Annotated in this window: 22 protein-coding genes; 15 read left to right on the top strand and 7 right to left on the bottom strand. The window is 39.2% G+C overall.

Going from position 1 to position 19,618, the window contains the following annotated elements:
• Positions 1-85 precede the first annotated feature (85 nt).
• A complete protein-coding gene (gene pcp / locus DOK79_RS01360; protein WP_206853976.1) occupies positions 86-730 on the top strand; it encodes a pyroglutamyl-peptidase I in 645 nt (214 codons plus the stop codon).
• 154 nt (positions 731-884) lie between these two features.
• A complete protein-coding gene (locus DOK79_RS01355) occupies positions 885-2,153 on the top strand; it encodes a hypothetical protein (RefSeq protein WP_206853975.1) in 1,269 nt (422 codons plus the stop codon).
• 133 nt (positions 2,154-2,286) lie between these two features.
• Here DOK79_RS01355 and pnuC read toward each other — a convergent pair whose 3' ends face one another.
• Positions 2,287-3,033 carry a nicotinamide riboside transporter PnuC gene (gene pnuC / locus DOK79_RS01350; RefSeq protein WP_206853973.1) on the bottom strand — a complete coding sequence of 249 codons (747 nt, stop codon included), beginning with the start codon at positions 3,031-3,033 and terminating at the stop codon, positions 2,287-2,289.
• Positions 3,034-3,315: 282 nt separating this feature from the next.
• Between pnuC and DOK79_RS01345 the strand changes: the two genes are divergently transcribed.
• The 5 genes from DOK79_RS01345 to DOK79_RS01325 all read left to right on the top strand — a co-directional run bounded on the left by DOK79_RS01345 (position 3,316) and on the right by DOK79_RS01325 (position 7,248).
• Positions 3,316-3,696 (top strand): VOC family protein, encoded by a 381-nt coding sequence (locus DOK79_RS01345; RefSeq protein ID WP_206853970.1) that lies wholly within the window; start codon positions 3,316-3,318, stop codon positions 3,694-3,696.
• A gap of 90 nt (positions 3,697-3,786) precedes the next feature.
• Complete coding sequence (locus DOK79_RS01340; protein ID WP_206853967.1) at positions 3,787-4,296, top strand: hypothetical protein; 510 nt, start codon at positions 3,787-3,789, stop codon at positions 4,294-4,296.
• Positions 4,297-4,376: 80 nt separating this feature from the next.
• Positions 4,377-4,556, top strand: a complete 180-nt coding sequence (locus tag DOK79_RS01335) for a hypothetical protein (RefSeq protein WP_019723704.1) — start codon at positions 4,377-4,379, stop codon at positions 4,554-4,556.
• Between the two features lie 53 nt (positions 4,557-4,609).
• On the top strand, positions 4,610-5,179 hold the full coding sequence (locus tag DOK79_RS01330) for a GNAT family N-acetyltransferase (protein WP_206853965.1): 570 nt from the start codon (positions 4,610-4,612) through the stop codon (positions 5,177-5,179).
• Between the two features lie 275 nt (positions 5,180-5,454).
• Positions 5,455-7,248, top strand: a complete 1,794-nt coding sequence (locus DOK79_RS01325; protein ID WP_339092689.1) for a DUF4573 domain-containing protein — start codon at positions 5,455-5,457, stop codon at positions 7,246-7,248.
• A 34-nt stretch (positions 7,249-7,282) separates the two neighbouring features.
• Here the strand turns inward: DOK79_RS01325 and DOK79_RS01320 are convergent, their stop codons facing one another.
• Positions 7,283-7,798, bottom strand: coding sequence for an LURP-one-related/scramblase family protein (locus DOK79_RS01320; protein WP_206858783.1), 516 nt, complete (start codon positions 7,796-7,798; stop codon positions 7,283-7,285).
• 27 nt (positions 7,799-7,825) lie between these two features.
• Complete coding sequence (locus DOK79_RS01315) at positions 7,826-8,695, bottom strand: Cof-type HAD-IIB family hydrolase (protein WP_206858782.1); 870 nt, start codon at positions 8,693-8,695, stop codon at positions 7,826-7,828.
• Between the two features lie 123 nt (positions 8,696-8,818).
• Here DOK79_RS01315 and DOK79_RS01310 point away from each other — a divergent pair, with 123 nt between their 5' ends.
• From DOK79_RS01310 to DOK79_RS01295, 4 genes are all read left to right on the top strand, one after another.
• Positions 8,819-9,499 carry a uracil-DNA glycosylase gene (locus DOK79_RS01310; RefSeq protein WP_206858781.1) on the top strand — a complete coding sequence of 227 codons (681 nt, stop codon included), beginning with the start codon at positions 8,819-8,821 and terminating at the stop codon, positions 9,497-9,499.
• A gap of 155 nt (positions 9,500-9,654) precedes the next feature.
• Positions 9,655-10,635 (top strand): phosphate acetyltransferase, encoded by a 981-nt coding sequence (gene pta / locus DOK79_RS01305; protein WP_010734762.1) that lies wholly within the window; start codon positions 9,655-9,657, stop codon positions 10,633-10,635.
• Between the two features lie 116 nt (positions 10,636-10,751).
• Positions 10,752-11,228: a tRNA (adenosine(37)-N6)-threonylcarbamoyltransferase complex ATPase subunit type 1 TsaE gene (tsaE, locus tag DOK79_RS01300; protein ID WP_206858776.1), complete on the top strand. Its 477-nt coding sequence runs from the start codon at positions 10,752-10,754 to the stop codon at positions 11,226-11,228.
• On the top strand, positions 11,218-11,733 hold the full coding sequence (locus tag DOK79_RS01295) for a GNAT family N-acetyltransferase (RefSeq protein WP_206858768.1): 516 nt from the start codon (positions 11,218-11,220) through the stop codon (positions 11,731-11,733). The genes tsaE and DOK79_RS01295 overlap by 11 nt, the downstream gene beginning before the upstream one ends.
• A 101-nt stretch (positions 11,734-11,834) precedes the next feature.
• On the opposite strand, the gene DOK79_RS01290 is transcribed toward DOK79_RS01295, so the two are convergent.
• Entirely contained in the window at positions 11,835-12,368 is a 534-nt protein-coding gene (locus DOK79_RS01290; protein WP_206858766.1) for a 3'-5' exonuclease, read from the bottom strand.
• 155 nt (positions 12,369-12,523) lie between these two features.
• A complete protein-coding gene (locus DOK79_RS01285) occupies positions 12,524-13,276 on the bottom strand; it encodes an exodeoxyribonuclease III (protein WP_206858763.1) in 753 nt (250 codons plus the stop codon).
• Between the two features lie 104 nt (positions 13,277-13,380).
• On the opposite strand from DOK79_RS01285, the gene DOK79_RS01280 reads away from it, so the two are divergent.
• The 3 genes from DOK79_RS01280 (at position 13,381) to DOK79_RS01270 (ending at position 15,865) form a co-directional block, all read left to right on the top strand.
• Entirely contained in the window at positions 13,381-14,301 is a 921-nt protein-coding gene (locus DOK79_RS01280) for a Gfo/Idh/MocA family protein (protein WP_206858760.1), read from the top strand.
• 70 nt (positions 14,302-14,371) lie between these two features.
• A complete protein-coding gene (gene murB, locus DOK79_RS01275; RefSeq protein ID WP_206858758.1) occupies positions 14,372-15,277 on the top strand; it encodes a UDP-N-acetylmuramate dehydrogenase in 906 nt (301 codons plus the stop codon).
• A gap of 18 nt (positions 15,278-15,295) precedes the next feature.
• Entirely contained in the window at positions 15,296-15,865 is a 570-nt protein-coding gene (locus tag DOK79_RS01270) for a GNAT family N-acetyltransferase (protein ID WP_206858788.1), read from the top strand.
• A 20-nt stretch (positions 15,866-15,885) separates the two neighbouring features.
• Here the strand turns inward: DOK79_RS01270 and DOK79_RS01265 are convergent, their stop codons facing one another.
• Positions 15,886-16,731: a hypothetical protein gene (locus tag DOK79_RS01265; RefSeq protein WP_206858756.1), complete on the bottom strand. Its 846-nt coding sequence runs from the start codon at positions 16,729-16,731 to the stop codon at positions 15,886-15,888.
• A 281-nt stretch (positions 16,732-17,012) separates the two neighbouring features.
• On the opposite strand from DOK79_RS01265, the gene DOK79_RS01260 reads away from it, so the two are divergent.
• Positions 17,013-18,521, top strand: coding sequence for a flavocytochrome c (locus tag DOK79_RS01260; RefSeq protein WP_206858753.1), 1,509 nt, complete (start codon positions 17,013-17,015; stop codon positions 18,519-18,521).
• Between the two features lie 111 nt (positions 18,522-18,632).
• Here the strand turns inward: DOK79_RS01260 and DOK79_RS01255 are convergent, their stop codons facing one another.
• Entirely contained in the window at positions 18,633-19,616 is a 984-nt protein-coding gene (locus tag DOK79_RS01255; protein ID WP_206858748.1) for an NAD(P)H-quinone oxidoreductase, read from the bottom strand.
• Positions 19,617-19,618: the final 2 nt, after the last annotated feature.

Below are 19,618 nucleotides of genomic sequence, written 5' to 3'. Positions count from 1 at the left end.
CTAACAAATTTTTGTTTGTTGGTTGAGTAAATCTTTTGATGATGAAATGACGTATTAAATTGATAGAATAATGGAGGAATGGAACATGAAAGTACTCGTAACTGGTTTTGATCCATTTGGTGGAGATAAAGTAAATCCTGCCTATGAAGCAGTCAAAAAAATGCCGTCTGAGATTGCCGGCGCAGAAATCATTAAATTGGAAGTTCCCACTGTCTTTGGTAAGAGTGGGCAAGTCGTGAAAGAAGCCATCCAAGAACATCAACCTGAGATCGTGATTTGTGTCGGTCAAGCAGGGGGACGTTCAGCAATTTCTTTTGAACGAGTAGCAATCAATCTAGCAGAGGCACGTATTGCAGATAATGAAGGAAACCAACCTTTTGATACACCATTAGAAGCAGACGGACCAGCTGCTTACTTTACCTCATTACCGATCAAAGCAATGACAAAAAATGTACAAGAACATGGATTACCAGCTTATATTTCTTATACAGCCGGTACATTTGTTTGTAATGACATCATGTATCGATTGCTACACTTGATCGAAACAGAATTCCCAACGATTCGTGGCGGCTTCATCCATGTGCCATTTTCACCAGATCAAGTCATTGATCGTCCTGTAGGGACACCAGCGATGTCACTTGATGATATTGCATCTTCATTGACTTATGCGGTAGAAGCGGCAGTAAACAACAAAGAAGACATTTCAGGCAATGCAGGAACAACTCATTGATCGCAAGTTGAATCAATAGAAGTGGCTGATGCGACTGAACGCTAGTTTAGAAATGTCACGTATGAAACAGCGAAAAGCCGAAACACTATTTTCGGCTTTTTTGTTGCTCTTTTGATTTATCTTACATCCCTATTTAGAAAAGCAGGTGCAAGCGATGAATGAAAGTTGGCAAGTCATTTTTGACGAGTGGTTTCCTAAAGAACTCAAGCAACACTATCCAATAAAAATCTCAAAACAGTATACAAGTAGCCAACGATGGGAAATCTACGAGCGGTTGACGAAAGAGCAACGAATCGTCATTGATCAACATCGCCGCTATTTGATCCATTCTCGTTTTTTGGAAGAAAATTATTTGGCAGCTACAGATTGGGTTTTTTCTGACTTCAAGATCAATCCTTTTTTTCGTACATCAAGAAGGCAACAGAAACTGTATTGTGAATGTGGGCGTGAATTGAAAGTGCAATATATCGTTCGTTCGTCGAAAACGGGCAAAGAGCTAAAATTAGGAATCAATCATTTTGCTGAACATTTACATGTTAGTCCTACAGTTGCAGCATCTATTAATCAAGGGATGACGAAAGTGGATCTGGCACTTGATGAGATCCTATGGCTAAAACAACAAAATATTGCTTTTCCAGAGCGCCTTTGGCAAGAATATTGTTTGATGCTGTATCATAATCGGCGCCTTAAACAGCCCATTCTTCCCGACAAAAAGCTGACTACACGAATCGCTGAATTTCGCCAAGCGCAATTACCGATTTATTTAGCAGACTATCAAGCAATGGAAAAATATATCCAGCAGGTGGGATATCAAACGAAAGATAAGCCGAAAAAATTCCTTGGGAAAAAAACATTGTTTGAGGACTTTTCAGAAGAATTGACGAAAGATGTTGAGAATTTCTTATCTAATTATCAACTATTTCTCCAAAAAGATTGGTCGTCTGTTTCATTTGAAGAAGCAAGCCACCCTTCTGTTGCTTTTTTTGAAAAGTTTATTGCTGATCTAAGAGAAGGATCAAGGGAAGAAAAGCATTTGGATGTTAACCGATTAGCAAAAGAGCAACGTTTTATCCAACCACAAATTTATCATTTTGTTTGGCAACAATATCAACGTTATGGCTTTACAACTGGTTTTTTCGATAGCATTCCTCGGGTAATGAGGAATGGTTTTCTAAAGACTTTACGCAAGGAACGTGAAGAAAAACAGCAAGCTGCAACAAAAACAGTGTCAGAAATAGAATGGCAAGAACTTGCAAAGAAACTCAAACAGCAATCCGTCCGCTCTTTGATGGAAGCATATGAACAAGCAAACTATGTATTTACTTCAGAACAACAGCTTGCATTGAAAAAATTCCAAGAATTGGAATCAGTGATACAAACGATGGATAAAGAGACTAGAATGTTGATCAAGGAATTGTTCTAGTGGTCTCGAACTATTGAGAGAATCATAACGTGTCGATACCTAGAAATAAGCGAGAAAAGTCCCAATCTATTTTTGGTGATTTTCTCGCTTTGCTAATGATTTTGAAAGAACAAATTAATTTCTAGTGCAAGTCTCAAGAAACATGATGTGAAAAGTATTCCGCTTCCATTCGTTGCATTCGTTCTCTTTCTTTTTTGTTGTACCAAGGGGATACAGTAAAGGCTAATAAGTCGTTGATCAAGTAAACTGAGCTATTGATAAACATCGCTAAACTAGCAGAACCATGAGTATATGAGACATACCAGAGAACCATTTGTGCAAGACCGGAAGCAAGCCACCAATAATATTGATTGTTGTAGCGAAGGAAGCTAATGATACCAGCAGACAGACTAATTGAAAAAGCAATCGCATCGATCCAAGGACGAGGATCATCTGTATACGTGCCAATCAAATAACCAGACGCCAAGTAAACCAAAATAGTACCAGCTATGGCGATCAACCAACTTTTTCCACTAAATTGTCGAATTTTAGAAGCCATATTATGGTTCCATTCTTTACTTAACAATACAGGGATATCTAAAGTAACCATATAGGCAATCTGTTCACCGATACTCAAGTAATTTTTAGCAGAAAAACCAACGATAATAAAACAAAGAGCAGAAAGTATCCCTAAGATACCATTGACTGATTTGGCGGCGTTGATCGATAAAATACATAATACACCTAAATTAGTACCGATAAAGGTAATGATCGCTAACCAAGTGATTGGCTGATTGACTAGAGTCATCACTTGGCATCCTAAACTAAAGTAGAATAAATAATAATTCTGTTGAGGCCAGCCTTTCAATTGATGAGTTAAAAATTTTAGATAATTACGCATGTAAAAAACTCCTTGGAACACAATATATAGTGTTTTATTATTTTCTGAACACAAATTATTGTATTCCTTTAAAAAAATATTTCTAGTCTTTCATTTTAAAAAAATATATGTTATTATTCGATTTGATTGTTTTCTGAAAAAATACATTTGCATTACAAATAATGAAAAAGCAGGATAGCCACGCGATGTGGTTCCTGTTTTTTTGTATTGAGGGAGAAAAATCTTTGTTCTTCCTACAAGTCCTGATAAGATAAAGGAAACAAAGAGATTGGAAGTGTAGAGATGAATTTAACAACGATCCACCATGTCGCAATCATTGTGTCAGATTATCAAAAGTCACGCACTTTTTACGTTGATTTATTAGGGTTTGAGGTTATCCGTGAGAATTATCGAGAAGACCGTGGAGATTATAAATTAGATTTGAAATTAGGTGAGATGGAGCTTGAGATTTTCGGCATTGAAAATGCACCTAAAAGACCAAGTTATCCAGAAGCTTGCGGCTTGAGACACTTAGCATTCAAAGTAGAAAGAATTGAAGAAACCGTAGCTGAATTGCAAAAACTGGGCATTGAAACTGAACCGATCCGCATCGATACCTTTACAGGAGAAAAAATGACCTTCTTTTTTGATCCAGACGGTTTGCCCCTCGAATTACATGAATAGGTAACAAATTTGTCACTTTTTCTTCCTTTCATTCGATTTTTTTCTTTTATGATTCTTGCTATTCTAAAAAGAAAACAGGGAGAGAATCGAATGAAAAAAATAATCATTGCAACGTCGATCGCCATCATTGTCAGCTTAGCCGCTCTATTAGGACTATTGGATGCAAACTTTTCCTTTGATGACATCAGTGACCAAGAATATCAAGTTTCATTGCAAAAAGCAGTGACTATCTTACGAGACGAATACCAAGAAGAGAAAGTTAGCCGTATCCAGTTCAACCAATTAAAGGAAGAACAAAGTAACAAAAAAATGTATGAGTATATTTTTTATACTCCTGATCGCGTCGTAACAGTGAACCCAATCTCAGGAAAGTCAAGAGTTGTGGAAGAAAGTCAGAAAGAGCCAGGGCAATTCTTTAGTTTAAAAACGATCCAGCAAGTGAAACATCCGCAGACTGCTATGAAAGAAGCGGTCCATAAAGTCGGAAAACAGCAAGGAAAAGCAAAAAGTTGGGAAATCACAACAAAAAGTGGTCAGTTGTATTATCGGATAGCCGTAGATGGCAAGAATCACTTAGAAGACGTGTTGATCAGCGCTTAAAAGAGAAGGGGTTTCACTTCTCTTTTTTGGTAGTTAAGAGTAAGCTAAAAGTGTAAAAAAAAGAAGGGATTGAGGAAATCATGCAAAAAATGATTTGTCCAAACTGTGGAAAAAAATTCACTTATGAAGAAGTAAACCATATCGTAGAACACGTAAAAAAAGAGATGCCGATCGTTTGTCCCTATTGCCGCTTTGAAGCGAAAACAATCGTTTCGAATGGGTACTTTGTGACACAAAAAATCGAGGATTATCTAAATTAGCTGTTTTGCTCTTAGATTTCATTGTGTTAGAATGAAAAAAAGGAGTGTCAGAAATGATTCGTAATGCAAGAAAAGAAGATGCGGCAGCGATTGCTCCGCTTATTTTAGTTATTTTGAAAGATATGGATCTACCCTTTCTTTTAAAGTACGGAGAAGAAAAAACATTGGAGATCTTAGAAGAAGCAATCACAGATCCAGACTATCGCTACAGCTATACAAGAGGGATCGTTGACGAGCGAGAAGGCAAGGTAGCAGGGATTGCTTATGGTTATACAGACGAAGAAGAGTCGTTTATCGATCAACCATTAGAGAAAGTGTTGCAAAAACATGGTATTTATGAACAGGTGGAAATGTTTGCGGATAGAGAAACCTTTCCTGATGAATGGTATTTAGATTCAATCTGTGTTTCTGAAGAATTTAGAGGACAAGGGATCGGTTCCTCTTTGCTAGAAGCATTACCTCCGATCGTAAAAAAACAAAACCGCGATGCCATTGGACTAAGCTGCGATAAGCAAAACCCGCAAGCTAGAAAATTATACGAACGTCATGGCTTCAAAGTAGTGGGCGAACGTACGATCAGTGGGCATCTTTATGATCATATGCAAAAGAAAATCGTCGAGTGATTTTTGTTATAATACTCAATAGTTAGAAATAAAAGAGGTGTATCTGAAGAAGATACGTCTTTTTTTTTGAAAAAATAAAAACATAATGTAGTACCTAAGTTAAAAATAACTAAAAGTGCGATTAAAGAGGAATTATCTAATAAATAGAATCTTATTTAAATGTGAATTTCTAGAAAAGTTTCATAAAAAGTGTTTATTTTATTGGTTATTAGGAATATAATAACAAATGTTTTTATGTTATGGAAATTCATATATTTATGAAAAGAGATGAAATTATGTTTAAGAACAAGTTTTTGAATCTATTCCTACTATCGGCTTTGGTGATCAATCTGTGTTTTCCAATCCAAGTAATTGCCGAAACATTTATTCCACAAGATCCAGGAAGTGTCTATGATGATTTGACTGGTGATTATGGACTACTAGGAATTGCTTCTCAGTTCCATGTATTCGCAAAAGAAAAAACAACGATCAATGCGCATACAGAGGGCAATGTAGCAACGGATGTGTTATCAGCCACAAATAATTTCGGTACCTCGATCACTACAGGAGATTTAAACAACGAGATCAACTATGCACAGGTTATAGAGAACATTAGCAGTTCAGTCGAGACCTCTGCTTCTGATACCCGCGTGAATGAATTTATTGTGGGTTCGGGAAATGTGGTCACGAGTGAAAATGATAAAGTTGTGGTCAACGGGACGAGATTGGATCATCTAACACAAGATGAATTCTATCAAGATCAACCAGGTCAACAATATATTGATTTTGAAAAGGAATTTGAACGATTGATTGAAGCTTCAGATAAGCTGATGACATCAGACTCATCAAAAACATATACAACTGCTGATTTTCCCGACATGAATAATCGTGTGATCGATTGTACAAGTATTGAAGGTGATGAACCTTTGATCATCAATGTGGATGCTTCGGTTCTTGCAATGAACACACCATTGCGAATCAATAATCCTGATGGGAAAGTGATTGTCATAAACGTGGTGGATGTACCAGAAGATTTCACTGTGCATTCACAAATCCAATATAATGATCGCTCAAACCATCAAACAGAAGATTTTTCTGATGCCAATATTTCTTGGAATTTTGGGACTAAAACTGGACAACTGACAATTGATGCACCATTTCAAGGAACGATTATTGCCCCTTGTTCGGATATCACGGTCAACCAAAGTCAGGATGGAACGATCATTGGGAAAAATGTTACTTTAAATGCCACAACAAACCGTTGGGATCCAAATGAAATTTTTCTTGCCACAGATACGGATGATAAGACAGGTGAAAGCAGTACCGAGCCAAGCACGAGTGAAAGCAGTACAGAACCAAGCACGAGTGAAAGCAGTACAGAACCAGGTACAAGTGAAAGCAGTACAGAACCAAGCACGAGTGAAAGCAGTACGGAACCAAGCACAAGTGAAAGCAGTACGGAACCAAGCACAAGTGAAAGCAGTACGGAACCAAGCACAAGTGAAAGCAGTACGGAACCAAGTACGAGCGAAAGCAGTACAGAACCAAGCACAAGTGTAAGCAGTACAGAACCAAGCACAAGTGAAAGCAGTACGGAACCAAGCACGAGCGAAAGCAGTACGGAACCAAGCACAAGTGAAAGCAGTACGGAACCAAGCACGAGCGAAAGCAGTACGGAACCAAGCACAAGTGAAAGCAGTACCGAGCCAAGCACGAGCGAAAGCAGTACCGAGCCAAGCACAAGTGAAAGCAGCTCGGATTCAGGAAACCGGGGGCATCATTCAGACACCACTACCACTAGCAGTTTTTCATCAACAAATACCTCTGAAGAACCTGTGAATAGCGAAAAAGTGACAACAGAGAGCGATGGAGTAGATACTGTGGGGACCGATAGAAGTGAAAACAAAGTAGGGGTAGTTGTTGGATCAAACAGCAATAACGGTGGTCCTTCAGCTAAAGATGAACAATCACAAAACCAACAATTTTTCCCTAAAACAAATGGGGAAAGAAATAATTTGTGGATCATGGTAGGTACAATGCTGATTTATGTAGTGACACTTCTTTTCTATAGAAGAAAACATGTTAACTAAAAAACGAACGCAAGGGATTCCTTGTGTTCGTTTTTTAGTTAACATCAAAGCGATAAGAAAGAGGTGTTTCTTTGTCTTTGTTTTTTCGATAGAGCCAATAATCAAGGACAGCAGCGATGCAGATACAAATAGGGGCATTCTCTTCATTTGGGATATCAAGAACATAGTAATCACCGGTAAAGAGCGTTGCTTTGTCCATTTCCATGATGGGTTCATTGAAATGTTGGATCTGATAGCGGTGATTATAGATATCTCCCTGTACAGTCCAATGTAATCGGCGGATATAATAAAAATCTCCTGGCCAATTGAAAATCTTTTGCATCGTACCGACTTTTTCGAAATCTTTGTAAAGTTCAAAGCGTGTACCAAATGTCAGGCTGATTTGCTTGATATGTGCGACTAGATCACCATTCATGGCATAAAGAGACAACGCATCTCCTTTCGTTCCCCAACGGCCGACCATCAAAAAAAGTGATTTCCCTTTTTCGTCTTTGACGATCGTCCGAGTAGCACGACTCAGCTGTTTTTCCTGAATGAAAAATTCTGACATGTTTGTTCCCCTCTTTTCTTCAAACAACTATAGATTTTCGTTGATTGCGCGCAAGATGGCTTTGCCAACACCTGATTCAAGATTTGTATCTGTTACGTATTTTGCGTAATCTTTGACTTCGATTTCTGCATTTCCCATGGCGAAACTAACGCCAGCGGTTTGCAACATGCTGACATCGTTGAAATTATCCCCGATCGTCATCACTTCGTCTAAATTGATACCACGTTCATGTGCGACGTGCGCCACTGCGATTCCTTTTTGAGCATTCTTATGATTGATCTCAATATTGTTTTGTCCAGAAGAAGTCACTGCCAGTTCGCCTAAACTACTGATTTCTTTCCCGACAGGTCCTAAAATGCGTGCCCCTTCTGTGTGGAAGCAGATGATTTTTAACACTTCTAATTTTTCATCAAGTAATAATTCACGTATGCTATCAACATAAGTGATGTGTAAAAGTTCAAGATTAGCGGAAGCCATGGCAATCGCCATTTTATAAGTCAAGTGAGGCATATGAGTCGCAATGGAAGAGGCGAAGCTTTCGATTCTCTTCGGTTGGCTTTCAGAATATAGCCCTTGATTTGTTGCTACTTCATAATAAATGCCATTTGCGTCTAAAATATCCATTACAGTCATTGCTTGGGGACTTGGAATCGGTACTGTAAAAAGCGATTTTCCTGATTTGTCATAGACTTGTGCGCCATTCAAAGTGATCATCGCACATTCGATTCCTACTTCATCTAAAGCTGCTCGTGCTTCTTGAGCGTTACGTCCAGTAGCTACCATAAATTCAATGCCTAGCTCGTTTGCCAAGCGGATCGCGTCAGTATTTTCTGTTGAGATACCCATGTGTGCATCGAGTAAAGTGCCATCCATATCAGAGGCAATTAGTTTGATCATGTCATTACCGTTCCTTTCCTTTTCTCTTCCCTAGTTTAACATACTAATACGAACTAGGAGGGAAGATTTTGACTTGTTAACAAATAATTTGTGAGTTATTCTGGAAAATAGGAGGTGGGGAATTTGAAAAAAATCATCCACAATAGTTGGCAAGATCGATTAGCTGATGAGTTTGAAAAAGACTATTATCAGCGTTTACGAAATTTTTTGAAAGAAGAGTATGCAACTCAAAAAATCCATCCCGATATGTACCATGTGTATGAAGCGTTAGAACTGACTCCCTATGAAGAAGTGAAAGTAGTGATTTTAGGACAAGATCCTTATCATGGTGTGAATCAAGCGCATGGTCTATCTTTTTCCGTACAGCCAGGAGTAAAAACACCACCATCTTTAGTCAATATCTACAAAGAATTGAAGAATGATCTAGGGATCGAACCTGTGGGGCATGGAAATTTAGTAAGTTGGGCCAAACAAGGGGTTCTACTATTGAATACCGTACTAACTGTCAGAGAAGGACAAGCTTATTCACATCGTGGGAAAGGCTGGGAACAGTTGACCGATGCGGTGATTGAGAAACTGAACGAACGGGACAAACCGATCGTATTTATTCTTTGGGGCAAACCAGCGCAGGAAAAAATGAAAATGATCGACAAGAGTCGTCACATTATAATAACAGCGCCTCATCCAAGCCCATTATCTGCCCATCGTGGTTTCTTTGGCTCAAAACCTTTTTCAAAAACGAATGATGCGTTGCTTGCATTAGGGGAAACGCCAATTGATTGGCAACTGCCTAAAACAGTGTAATGATACACCGCTTTCCTGTTATAGTGCAGTTTGTCTAGATTATGTGAAAAAGTTAATTATTATCCACTTTTTGACTGATACAGAAATTTAAAACTGTTCTTTTTTTTAATAATAGTGTATCATGGTAGTTAATAAAAATAACTGGAGGTCATCTTGTGGAATTGTTTGATAGTTTAAGATTTAAAATTGTACGTCGCGGGATCAAAATCGTGTTTCCAGAAGCAACGGATGCAAGAATTTTAGGAGCAGCAGCACGTTTAAAAGCAGAAGAATTAGTTGAACCGATTTTGATCGGTAGTAAAGAAGAGATTGAAGCAGCGGCCAATGCACGTGGTATCCAAACATCTAACTTCACGATCATCAATCCAAATGATTATGAAAAATGGGATGAAATGGTTGAAGCTTTTGTTGAACGACGTAACGGAAAAGCAACAAAAGAACAAGCTGAAAAAATCCTAAAAGATGTCAATTATTTTGGAACAATGCTTACATATATGGGCATTGCTGATGGTATGGTTTCTGGTGCGATCCATTCGACTGGAGATACAGTACGTCCAGCACTACAAATCATCAAAACAAAACCAGGTGTAAGCCGTACAAGTGGTGCAATGATCATGGTTCGCGGAAGAGATCAAGAAAAATATGTCTTTTCTGACTGTGCAATCAATGTAAATCCAAATGCACAAGAATTAGCAGAAATCGCTGTTGAGTCAGCAAAAACAGCTGAATTATTTGATATCGATCCAAAGATCGCTTTGATGAGTTTCTCAACAAAAGGTTCTGCCGCAGCTCCTGAAGTAGACAAAGTTGTTGAAGCAACTAGAATTGCGAAAGAATTAGCACCTCAATATACGATTGATGGCGAATTGCAATTTGATGCGTCATACGTACCAGCAGTCGCACAATTGAAAGCTCCTGACTCTAAAGTCGCTGGTCAAGCAACTGTCTTTGTTTTCCCAGAATTACAATCAGGAAACATTGGCTACAAGATTGCCCAACGTTTTGGTAACTTTGAAGCAATCGGCCCAATCTTACAAGGTTTGAACAAACCAGTAAGTGATCTATCTCGTGGTGCCAATGAAGAAGATGTTTACAAATTAGCGATCATTACAGGCGCACAAACATTATTAGATTAATCGAACAGTGTAAATAAAAGGAAAAGAGAAAGGGAGAACGGATGATTCCTGACTCTTTTCTTTTTTTTTGTTGGATTACACGTTATACTGACAAAAAAGAATGAGGAGAAATGAAGATGATTGAATTAACAAGTGTAGCGATGACTGATCAACTAGCAGAAATCATCGGAAAAGTTGCTCATCCAGGAGATAACCTAGTCTTGACTGGGGATCTTGGTGCAGGTAAAACGACACTGACTAAAGGAATAGCTAAAGGATTAGGAATCGATCAAATGATCAAAAGTCCGACCTATACGATCATTCGAGAATATACGCAAGGAAGATTACCTTTGTATCACATGGATATTTATCGTGTTGCTGCTAGCGGTGCTGATCTAGGTTTGGATGAATATTTTGAAGGTGAGGGACTATCTGTCATCGAATGGGGAAACTTATTAGAAGATGCTTTACCTGAAGATTATTTGGAACTGATTCTTGAAAAAAGTGATACAGAATTAGAAAAAAGGTATGTGAAATTCCAATCATATGGATCAGAGAGTCAAGCGTTTGAAAAGCGTATCCTTGAAGCATGGGCGGGTAGCTATGACAAGTGAGGTCGAATTGACGCTCAAAGAAGCCGATGAAAAGGATGCCCAAGGATTATTAAAGATGCTAAATCAAGCGAAACAAGAGACGGATTACTTTATTATTGATGAGCGTTCGCTTGGAATGAGTAAAGAAGTGCTCGCAGTTGAGTTGACCCGAATAAAAGAAAGCACAGAATACTTATTGTTTTTAGCCCTTATTAATGAACAAGTGATCGGTGTCGTTTCTGTTGCCCCTAAGTCTGAGTTACCTGAACAAGGTGAAATAGGGATCAGTATCTTGAAAGAATATTGGGGGATGGGCTTAGGAACGATCCTTTTAGAAGAGGCAATCATCTGGGCAACGGAAAATGAAAGCTTTAATACATTGGTACTTGACGTATTGGCCGATAACCAGCGAGCAATCCACCTGTATCATAAAATGGGCTTTCAAGAAGAAGCACGAAGCAATATTGAATTAATCGAACAAGATAAAGTGCCAACGATCAAGATGAAAAGAACGATTGAGGCATGAAGTGAAGATGATTTTACAAAACAAGAACCTGAAAAGTCGACCACTTTTCAGGTTCTTATTTTATTTTTAGACACATGTGATCGTCCATTTAGCTAGTAGAACTATTTTACTGTCACTAATTTTTTCAAAGGGTCTGTCCCGAAATATTTTTCCTGATACAATAAGATCTCCGCACAAGCTCGGCTATCTTCTAACGCATCATGGTGATTTTTCAATGTGATATCTAAATTCTCGCAAACCGTATTTAATCGGTGGTTAGGCATTTCAGGAAATAATCGTCGGCTTGTTTTGACCGTACATAACGAAAGATAATTAGGTTGGGGCAGTCGGTAGTAATCCAAGCAACCAGCCAATACTTTTGTATCGAAGGCAGCATTATGGGCCACAACTAATCGGTTTTTTTGGAAATACTTTTCGATTTTATGCCAAACATCTGGAAATTTAGGTGCCTGACGTACATCTTCAGGACGGATACCATGGATTTGGATATTACGCCAGAAAAATGGTGTTTCTGGTTGGATCAAGGTATAAAATTCATCGACAATCTGACTGTTTTCCACTTTCACAAGTGCTAAAGAGCAAGCGCTATGGGATTGATGGTTCGCAGTTTCAAAGTCCATCGCGATAAAATTCATTTTCAAATAAGCCTCCTTTAAAAAATAAACCATAACATAAATTTCTAAAAAAAGAAATAGCGTTTAACATTATGTAAAAAAGTAAATTCTGTCAGGTTCAAGGATCTCAGGAAGAAATTGGGCTACCCAATTTCTTCCGTTGCTATCCCTATTTGCTATTCGATGATCAGTTCGACAGGGCAGTGGTCACTACCTAAAATCGTGGTATGGATTTTTGCATCAACTAAGCGTGACGTCAAATCTTCACTCGTCAAGAAGTAATCAATACGCCAACCTGCATTATTTTTTCGTGCATTGAAGCGGTAGCTCCACCAAGAATAGACACCCTCTAGGTCTGGATAGAAGTGACGGAAAGTATCCACAAAACCATTATCAAGTAAATGGGTCAACGCTTCTCGTTCTTCAATTGAGAAACCAGCACTTTTTTGGTTTGTTTTCCAGTTTTTCAAATCGATTTTCTCGTGGGCAACATTTAGATCCCCACAGACGATTACCGATTTCTGTTTTTTCAACTCTTCTAGATAATCGTAGAAAGCAGCTTCCCATTCTAAGCGATAATCCAGTCGTTTCAATTCATTCTGTGAATTTGGCGTATAGCAAGTCACTAAGTAAAATTCTGGATATTCTAATGTGATCAAACGTCCTTCTTGATCATGCACATCGATCCCCATGCCATAAGAAACGTTCAATGCCGGTTCTTTCGCAAAAATCGCGGTACCTGAATATCCTTTTTTAACCGCATAATTCCAATATTGATGGTACCCGGGTAAATCTAAATCGATTTGTCCTTCTTGTAGTTTTGTTTCTTGGAGACAGAAGAAATCTGCATCAAATTCCTTGAATGTTTCTAAAAAATTTTTATTGACGATGGCTCTTAAACCATTAACGTTCCACGAAATCAGTTTCAAAAAAACACGCTCCTTCTCTATCGTATCTATGCGATTATATTGTACCTCATTTTTATTAAAAATAGTGTAAGATAAGAGTAATAATAGATACCAGGAGGGAAAAGATGAAAATTGGTGTAGTAGGAGTAGGGAATATTGCTGAAAAAGCATATTTACCCACATATGCAGAAAAACAAGGAATGATCGATTTTTATTTTGCGACACGTAATCAGGAAACGAAAGAGCGTCTGAAGAGAACCTATGGATTTACTCATTTGTATGAATCGCTTGATGAGCTAGTCGAACAAGGAATTGAAGCATGTATGATCCATGCGGCGACAAGCGTTCATTTTCAACTGGCAAAAAAATGTTTAGAAAATAAGATCCATGTTTATATCGATAAACCGTTAAGTGTTGATCTTCGAGAAATCGAAGAGTTACAGCAATTGGCAAAACAGCACCAAGTAACTTTGATGGTTGGCTTCAATCGTCGATTTGCGCCAATGGTCGAACAATTAAAAGCGATTCCAGAAAAGCGCTTGATCCAGTTACAAAAAAATCGCATTGCAGCAAAAGAAACGACTGCTTTTGTGATTTACGATCTATTTCTGCATCTGGTAGATACAGCAGTATATTTATTGGATGAGCCTATGATCAAAGCAAGTTCTCACATTAGAGAAAAAGAAGGCTTTATGGAAGTGGCGACGTTGCAAATTGAAACAGCGAATCAAACAGCGATCGTCACGATGGATCTTGCAAGTGGTGCAAATACCGAAACTTACCAAGTGACGAGTAAAGAGGGAACGTATGAGTTGAGCGATCTGACAGACTTAGTCATCCGTAAATCAAATACGACAGAAATGAAAAAATTCGGTGATTGGGAAACAACATTGAGCAAACGCGGCTTTGTGCCAATGGTCGAAAGATTTTTTGAAGAGATCCAACAAACGACACCAGACAAAGAAAAGTTGAAACAAACTGGCATTTACGATAGCCATGCGCTTTGTGAAGAAATGTTGAATAACCTTTATCGTCATCAGCTTTGAGCAAGACTGGCAAGATTGTTTTAAGCGTGATAGAATGATGAGGACGTTTGAAAAGAAAGGAAAGTCCTCAGTGAATAAAGAAGATATCGTAAGAAAAAATCCAGAGTTGAATCTGTTGCTTGATGAACCATTAAGACATTATACATTTACTAAAACCGGTGGTCCGGTAGATGTGTTAGCTTTTCCAAAAACAAAATCAGAAGTCAAGCAGCTAGTTGATTATTGTCGAGAAAACGAAGTCCCTTGGCTAGTGTTAGGAAATGCAAGTAACCTGATCGTCCAAGACGGTGGGATTCGTGGTGTAGTGATCATGCTGACGGAGATGAACCAGATCCGAGTAGAAGGCACGATGGTCATCGCAGAAGCGGGTGCGAAGTTGATCGATACGACCTATGCAGCATTAGCCGAGTCGTTGACAGGATTCGAGTTTGCCTGCGGGATTCCTGGAAGTATCGGTGGAGCGGTCTACATGAATGCGGGAGCTTACGGTGGTGAGATCAAGGACGTGTTTGCAGAAGTCGACTTATTATTAAGCGACGGTACGATCCAAACGCTGACAAATGAGGAAATGGCATTTTCTTATCGACATAGTGAATTACAAAAGATGGATGCGATCGTTTTAGAAGCACGCTTCCAATTGACACCTGGTGATTATGAGCTGATCAAGGGGCGGATGGATGAGTTGACACAATTGCGTGAATCCAAACAACCATTGGAATACCCTTCATGCGGCAGTGTCTTTAAACGACCTGTGGGCCACTTCACCGGACAACTGATCCAAGAAGCAGGATTACAAGGCTTGAGATGGGGCGGCGCACAAATCTCGGAAAAACATGCTGGCTTTATCGTCAATATCGATCATGCCACAGCGACTGATTACACTGAACTGATCGCCCATATCCAAGAAGTGATCAAAGAGAAGTTTGGTGTGACACTAGAAACAGAAGTACGAATCATTGGTGAAAAAAGAAGTTAAATGAAAGTGGGTGCAGCGATGTTAGATAAGCAACTGCCTTACGCTGAAATTTGGATGACGCGCCCCTTAGAGGAAGTGTTGCCAGATTATCCGCTGAATGAGCAGTATCACTTTGAAAAGTATCGACCAGGAGCAGAGAAAGATTGGGCGGCTATTGAGACTGCGGTCGGTGAATTTGATTCAATTGATGAGGCGCTAGCTTATTTTGATCAAGCCTTTGCATCTTATCAAGAAGAATTGACAAAGCGTATGTTTTTTGTAGTCAACGAAAAAAATGAACGCGTTGCTACATGCACTGCTTGGTGGAAGCTTCGTGAAGAAGAATATCCTCTGTTTCATTGGTTAGCGGTCAAACCGGAACATCAAGGAAAAGGGATCGCGCGAAGTCTGACGATCGAAGTGCTACGCCGCTTTCAACAGTTGACCTCTCAAAGCCCCGTTTATCTGCATACACAGACGTGGAGTCACCCAGCGATTAAACTTTATCAAAGCTTAGGGTTTACATTTATTCCTGATAACTTTGATGGCAGCGTGAATTCGGATTATCAGAAAGTAATGGATATTTTATCCTCGAAAGTAAAAAAATAAGGATGAGCAAAAGCTCAACCTTATTTTTTTTGTTTGTTTCCAGCGGTATCCATTCGCGTAGTTACCCCTTTTTTTCTAGGGATGAAGTTTCGGATGAACGTAAATTTTCGATAATCGTTTCGAGTATAAAGATAGCCGAAGATGCTGAAAACGAGTGCGCCAATAAAGTTGACGAATAAGTCTTTCATAGTATCTAAGATCCCGATATCTAAATAGCCATCATTCATAACGAATTCTTTGGCATTGCCATTTTCATCTTTGTAGGTCACGGTTGTTTGTTGGATATCTTTGATCGTATATACAGTATTGCCATCTTCACTCAGCTTGACGCTATTGATTTGGTCAACATAGTTGTCTTTTTGCATGTCCATCTGTAAGACTTGATCCGCTGAGAATTCGATAAATTCCCAAAAGACTCCTACGGTCATTGAAAAACAAAAAGAGACTAATGCGACTAGCAACGGGGTCAAATTCATGGTTTTGGTATTTTTGTTCAAGAGATAAACAAGCGAGAAACCAACACCACCTGCTAGAAAACCGCTCAATGCGTGTAAAGCTGTGTCCCAAAGTGAAAAATAGCCATAAAAGTCACTTAATTCACCCAAGACAGTGGCACTGAAAATAAAGGACAAGATAATGATTTCTAACGTATTGGGGATTTGGATCTTCAATAACTTTTCTAGTAGATAGGGGATCTCAAATAATAATAAAGTCAATAATAAGAGCATGATATTCCCCATATTACGGTCAATCACTTGGTCGACTAACATGACTACAACAATGACCCGTAAAATGATATAGATCGCATGAGTGACTTTCCCGGCTGACTTACTTCCTTTGGTAAAAAAATGTTTGATTACTTTCATAAATTAACTCCTTCGTGGTTCATACCGATTATACTTGTCTAGCGACAAAAGCCCAAATCTTCTGTTTGTAACGAAAGGAAAAAATTTTTTGGACTGGCTATTTATTCAAGAAATCCGTTTACTTTTTGATAGTTACTAGTTTAATATTGAAAACGTTGAAATATTACTGGTTATTTATAAAAGATGAAGATAACAGAAGTTCGAAAAAAATAAATTGTCTGTTGAATTTGTGAATGATATCACTTATGATGGAGTAAGTGTTAAATTTTAGGAGGACAACTATGAAGAAAACAATTAAAGGGTTACTGACAGTTACAGCAATTTTTGCCTTAGGTGCCTGTACGCCTGATGAAAGCGAATCTGCATCCAGTAGCTCTTCCACAAAAGAATCAACAGAAGTATCATCTGGAGCGTCTGCTCAAACTTACACAAATCCAGCTGAAATGAAAGACGAATACGATTTGATCATCGTTGGAGGAGGCGGGGCTGGTATGGCGGCTGCTATCGAAGCAAAAGATGCAGGCTTGAATCCAGTCATTTTTGAAAAAATGCCAGTTGCTGGTGGGAATACGTTAAAATCTTCAAGTGGGATGAACGCATCTGAAACCAAGTTCCAAGAAGAAGAAGGAATCACTGATTCCAATGATGCTTTTTATGAAGAGACATTAGCAGGCGCTAATGGAACAAATGACAAAGAAATGTTACGCTATTTTGTTGATCATTCAGCTTCTGCAATTGAATGGTTGGATGAAAATGGCATCAAATTAGATAACTTGACGATCACTGGTGGAATGAGCGAAAGACGTACACATCGCCCTTCTGACGGATCGGCTATCGGTGGCTATCTAGTGGATGGGTTATTACGAAATGTCCATGAACGTCAAATCCCGATTTTTGTAAATACAGAAGTGACAGATATCCAAAAAACAGGTGATACAGTCAACCAAGTAACGGTTCAAGTCCAAGGGGAAGAGCCAAAAGAAATCAGCGGAAAAGCGGTAGTTGTTACAACTGGTGGATTTGGTGCCAGTGAAGAATATATCCAAACTTACCGCCCAGATCTAGAAGGTTATGTAACAACGAACCAAGTAGGATCAACAGGGGACGGCATCAAGATGATCGAAAAATTAGGCGGTCAAACAGTCGATATGGATAAGATCCAAATCCATCCAACTGTTCAACAAGACGAAGGGTTCTTGATTGGAGAAGTTGTGCGTGGCGAAGGAGCGATCTTAGTTGATCAAGATGGTGAGCGTTTTGTCAACGAAATGAATACTCGTGACAAGGTATCAGCGGCAATCACTGCATTACCAGAAAAATCTGCTTATTTGATTTTTGATCAAGGCGTCCGTGACCGTGCGACAGCAATTGAGTTTTATGATGAAAAAGGCTATGTCACTACAGGTGAGACGATCGAAGAATTGGCAGAGAAAATCAACTTACCAGCAGAGACATTGGCTCAAACAGTTACAACTTGGAACGAAGAAGTGGCGAATCAAGAAGATACAGCATTTGGTCGTACAACAGCAATGGAACACGACCTTTCAAAACCAAACTACTATGCGATCAAGATCGCACCTGGGATCCACTATACAATGGGTGGCATCAAGATCAATACGAATACAGAAGTTTTAGACAAAGATGGAGAACCGATCACTGGCCTTTATGCAGCAGGTGAAGTCACTGGTGGCTTACACGGAGAAAACCGTATCGGCGGAAACTCTGTAGCGGAAATCATTATTTTCGGTCGACAAGCAGGACAACAAGCAGCAAAATTTGTTGCTAAATAAGCATAGAAATAACGAGAAAAGAGAACCTAAGGCGCATGCCTTGGGTTCTCTTTTTAAACATCACTATAATCGAATAACTGTCATTCCAGAGCTGACTCTTTCCGAACAAGCTCATTCACTAACTGTCAAAATAATCTTTCCGACAGTTTTATTTGCTTCCATATATTCATGAGCTTCTTTTGCTTCTGCTAATGAGAATGTACGATCGATGATCGGACGGATTGCTCCGGTCTCAAAATAAGGATCGATAGTTTCCATAAACTCTTGAGTTAATCTTGCTTTGTATTCGTCACTTCTTGGAGTCAATAATGTGCCAATCAATTGGATTCTTTTTTGCAATAACACTCTTAGATCAAGAGACTCAACTGTTGTCCCTCCAAGTGTGCCAATCAAGACCCAGCGACCATCAATGGCAATCGATGCCAGGTTTTTTTCCCAATACGAAGCGCCGATAAAATCCAAAAGAACATCAACGCCATTGCCATTTGTCAGCTTACGGACTTCTTCCGCAAAATCCTGTGTTTTATAGTTGATCACTTCATCTGCGCCGAGCTTTTTACAAAAGTCTAACTTTTCAGTTGAACCTGCAGTCACGATGACACGGGCTTGTGAATGTTGTTTGGCTAATTGGATCGCTGCGGTACCAACACCGCTTGCGCCAGCATGGATCAATACAGTCTCGCTCTTTTGCAGTTTTCCTAACCAATACAAGGTTTGATAGGCAGTTAAGAAAACTTCAGCAATACCAGCGGCTGATACGTAGTCAAGCGAATCAGGTAAAATGATCGCTCGATCTGCGGGAATAACGGCATATTCTGCGTAACCACCTAAATTCACTAAACCATATACTCTTGTTCCGATTGAAAGCTCAGAATGATCGCTGGCATTCTCGATGACTTCACCGGCAACTTCAACACCTAGAATAGGATAAGGTGCTTGAAGCGCAGTGTTTTCCCGACGCATGATATCCGTCCGATTGACCGCAGCGGTGTGGACTTTCAGCAATAGTTCCCCAGCTTTTGGAACAGGTCCAGGGACATCGATTTCGGTCAAAACGTCTGCCGAGCCGGGTTTTTTCATAGAAATTGCACGCATAA

This window comes from Enterococcus sp. DIV1094 (assembly GCF_017316305.2).
GTDB classification, from domain to species: domain Bacteria; phylum Bacillota; class Bacilli; order Lactobacillales; family Enterococcaceae; genus Enterococcus_B; species Enterococcus_B mangumiae.
Note: the sequence above shows the minus strand (reverse complement) of the source record. Positions and strands in the feature narration are given on the sequence as shown.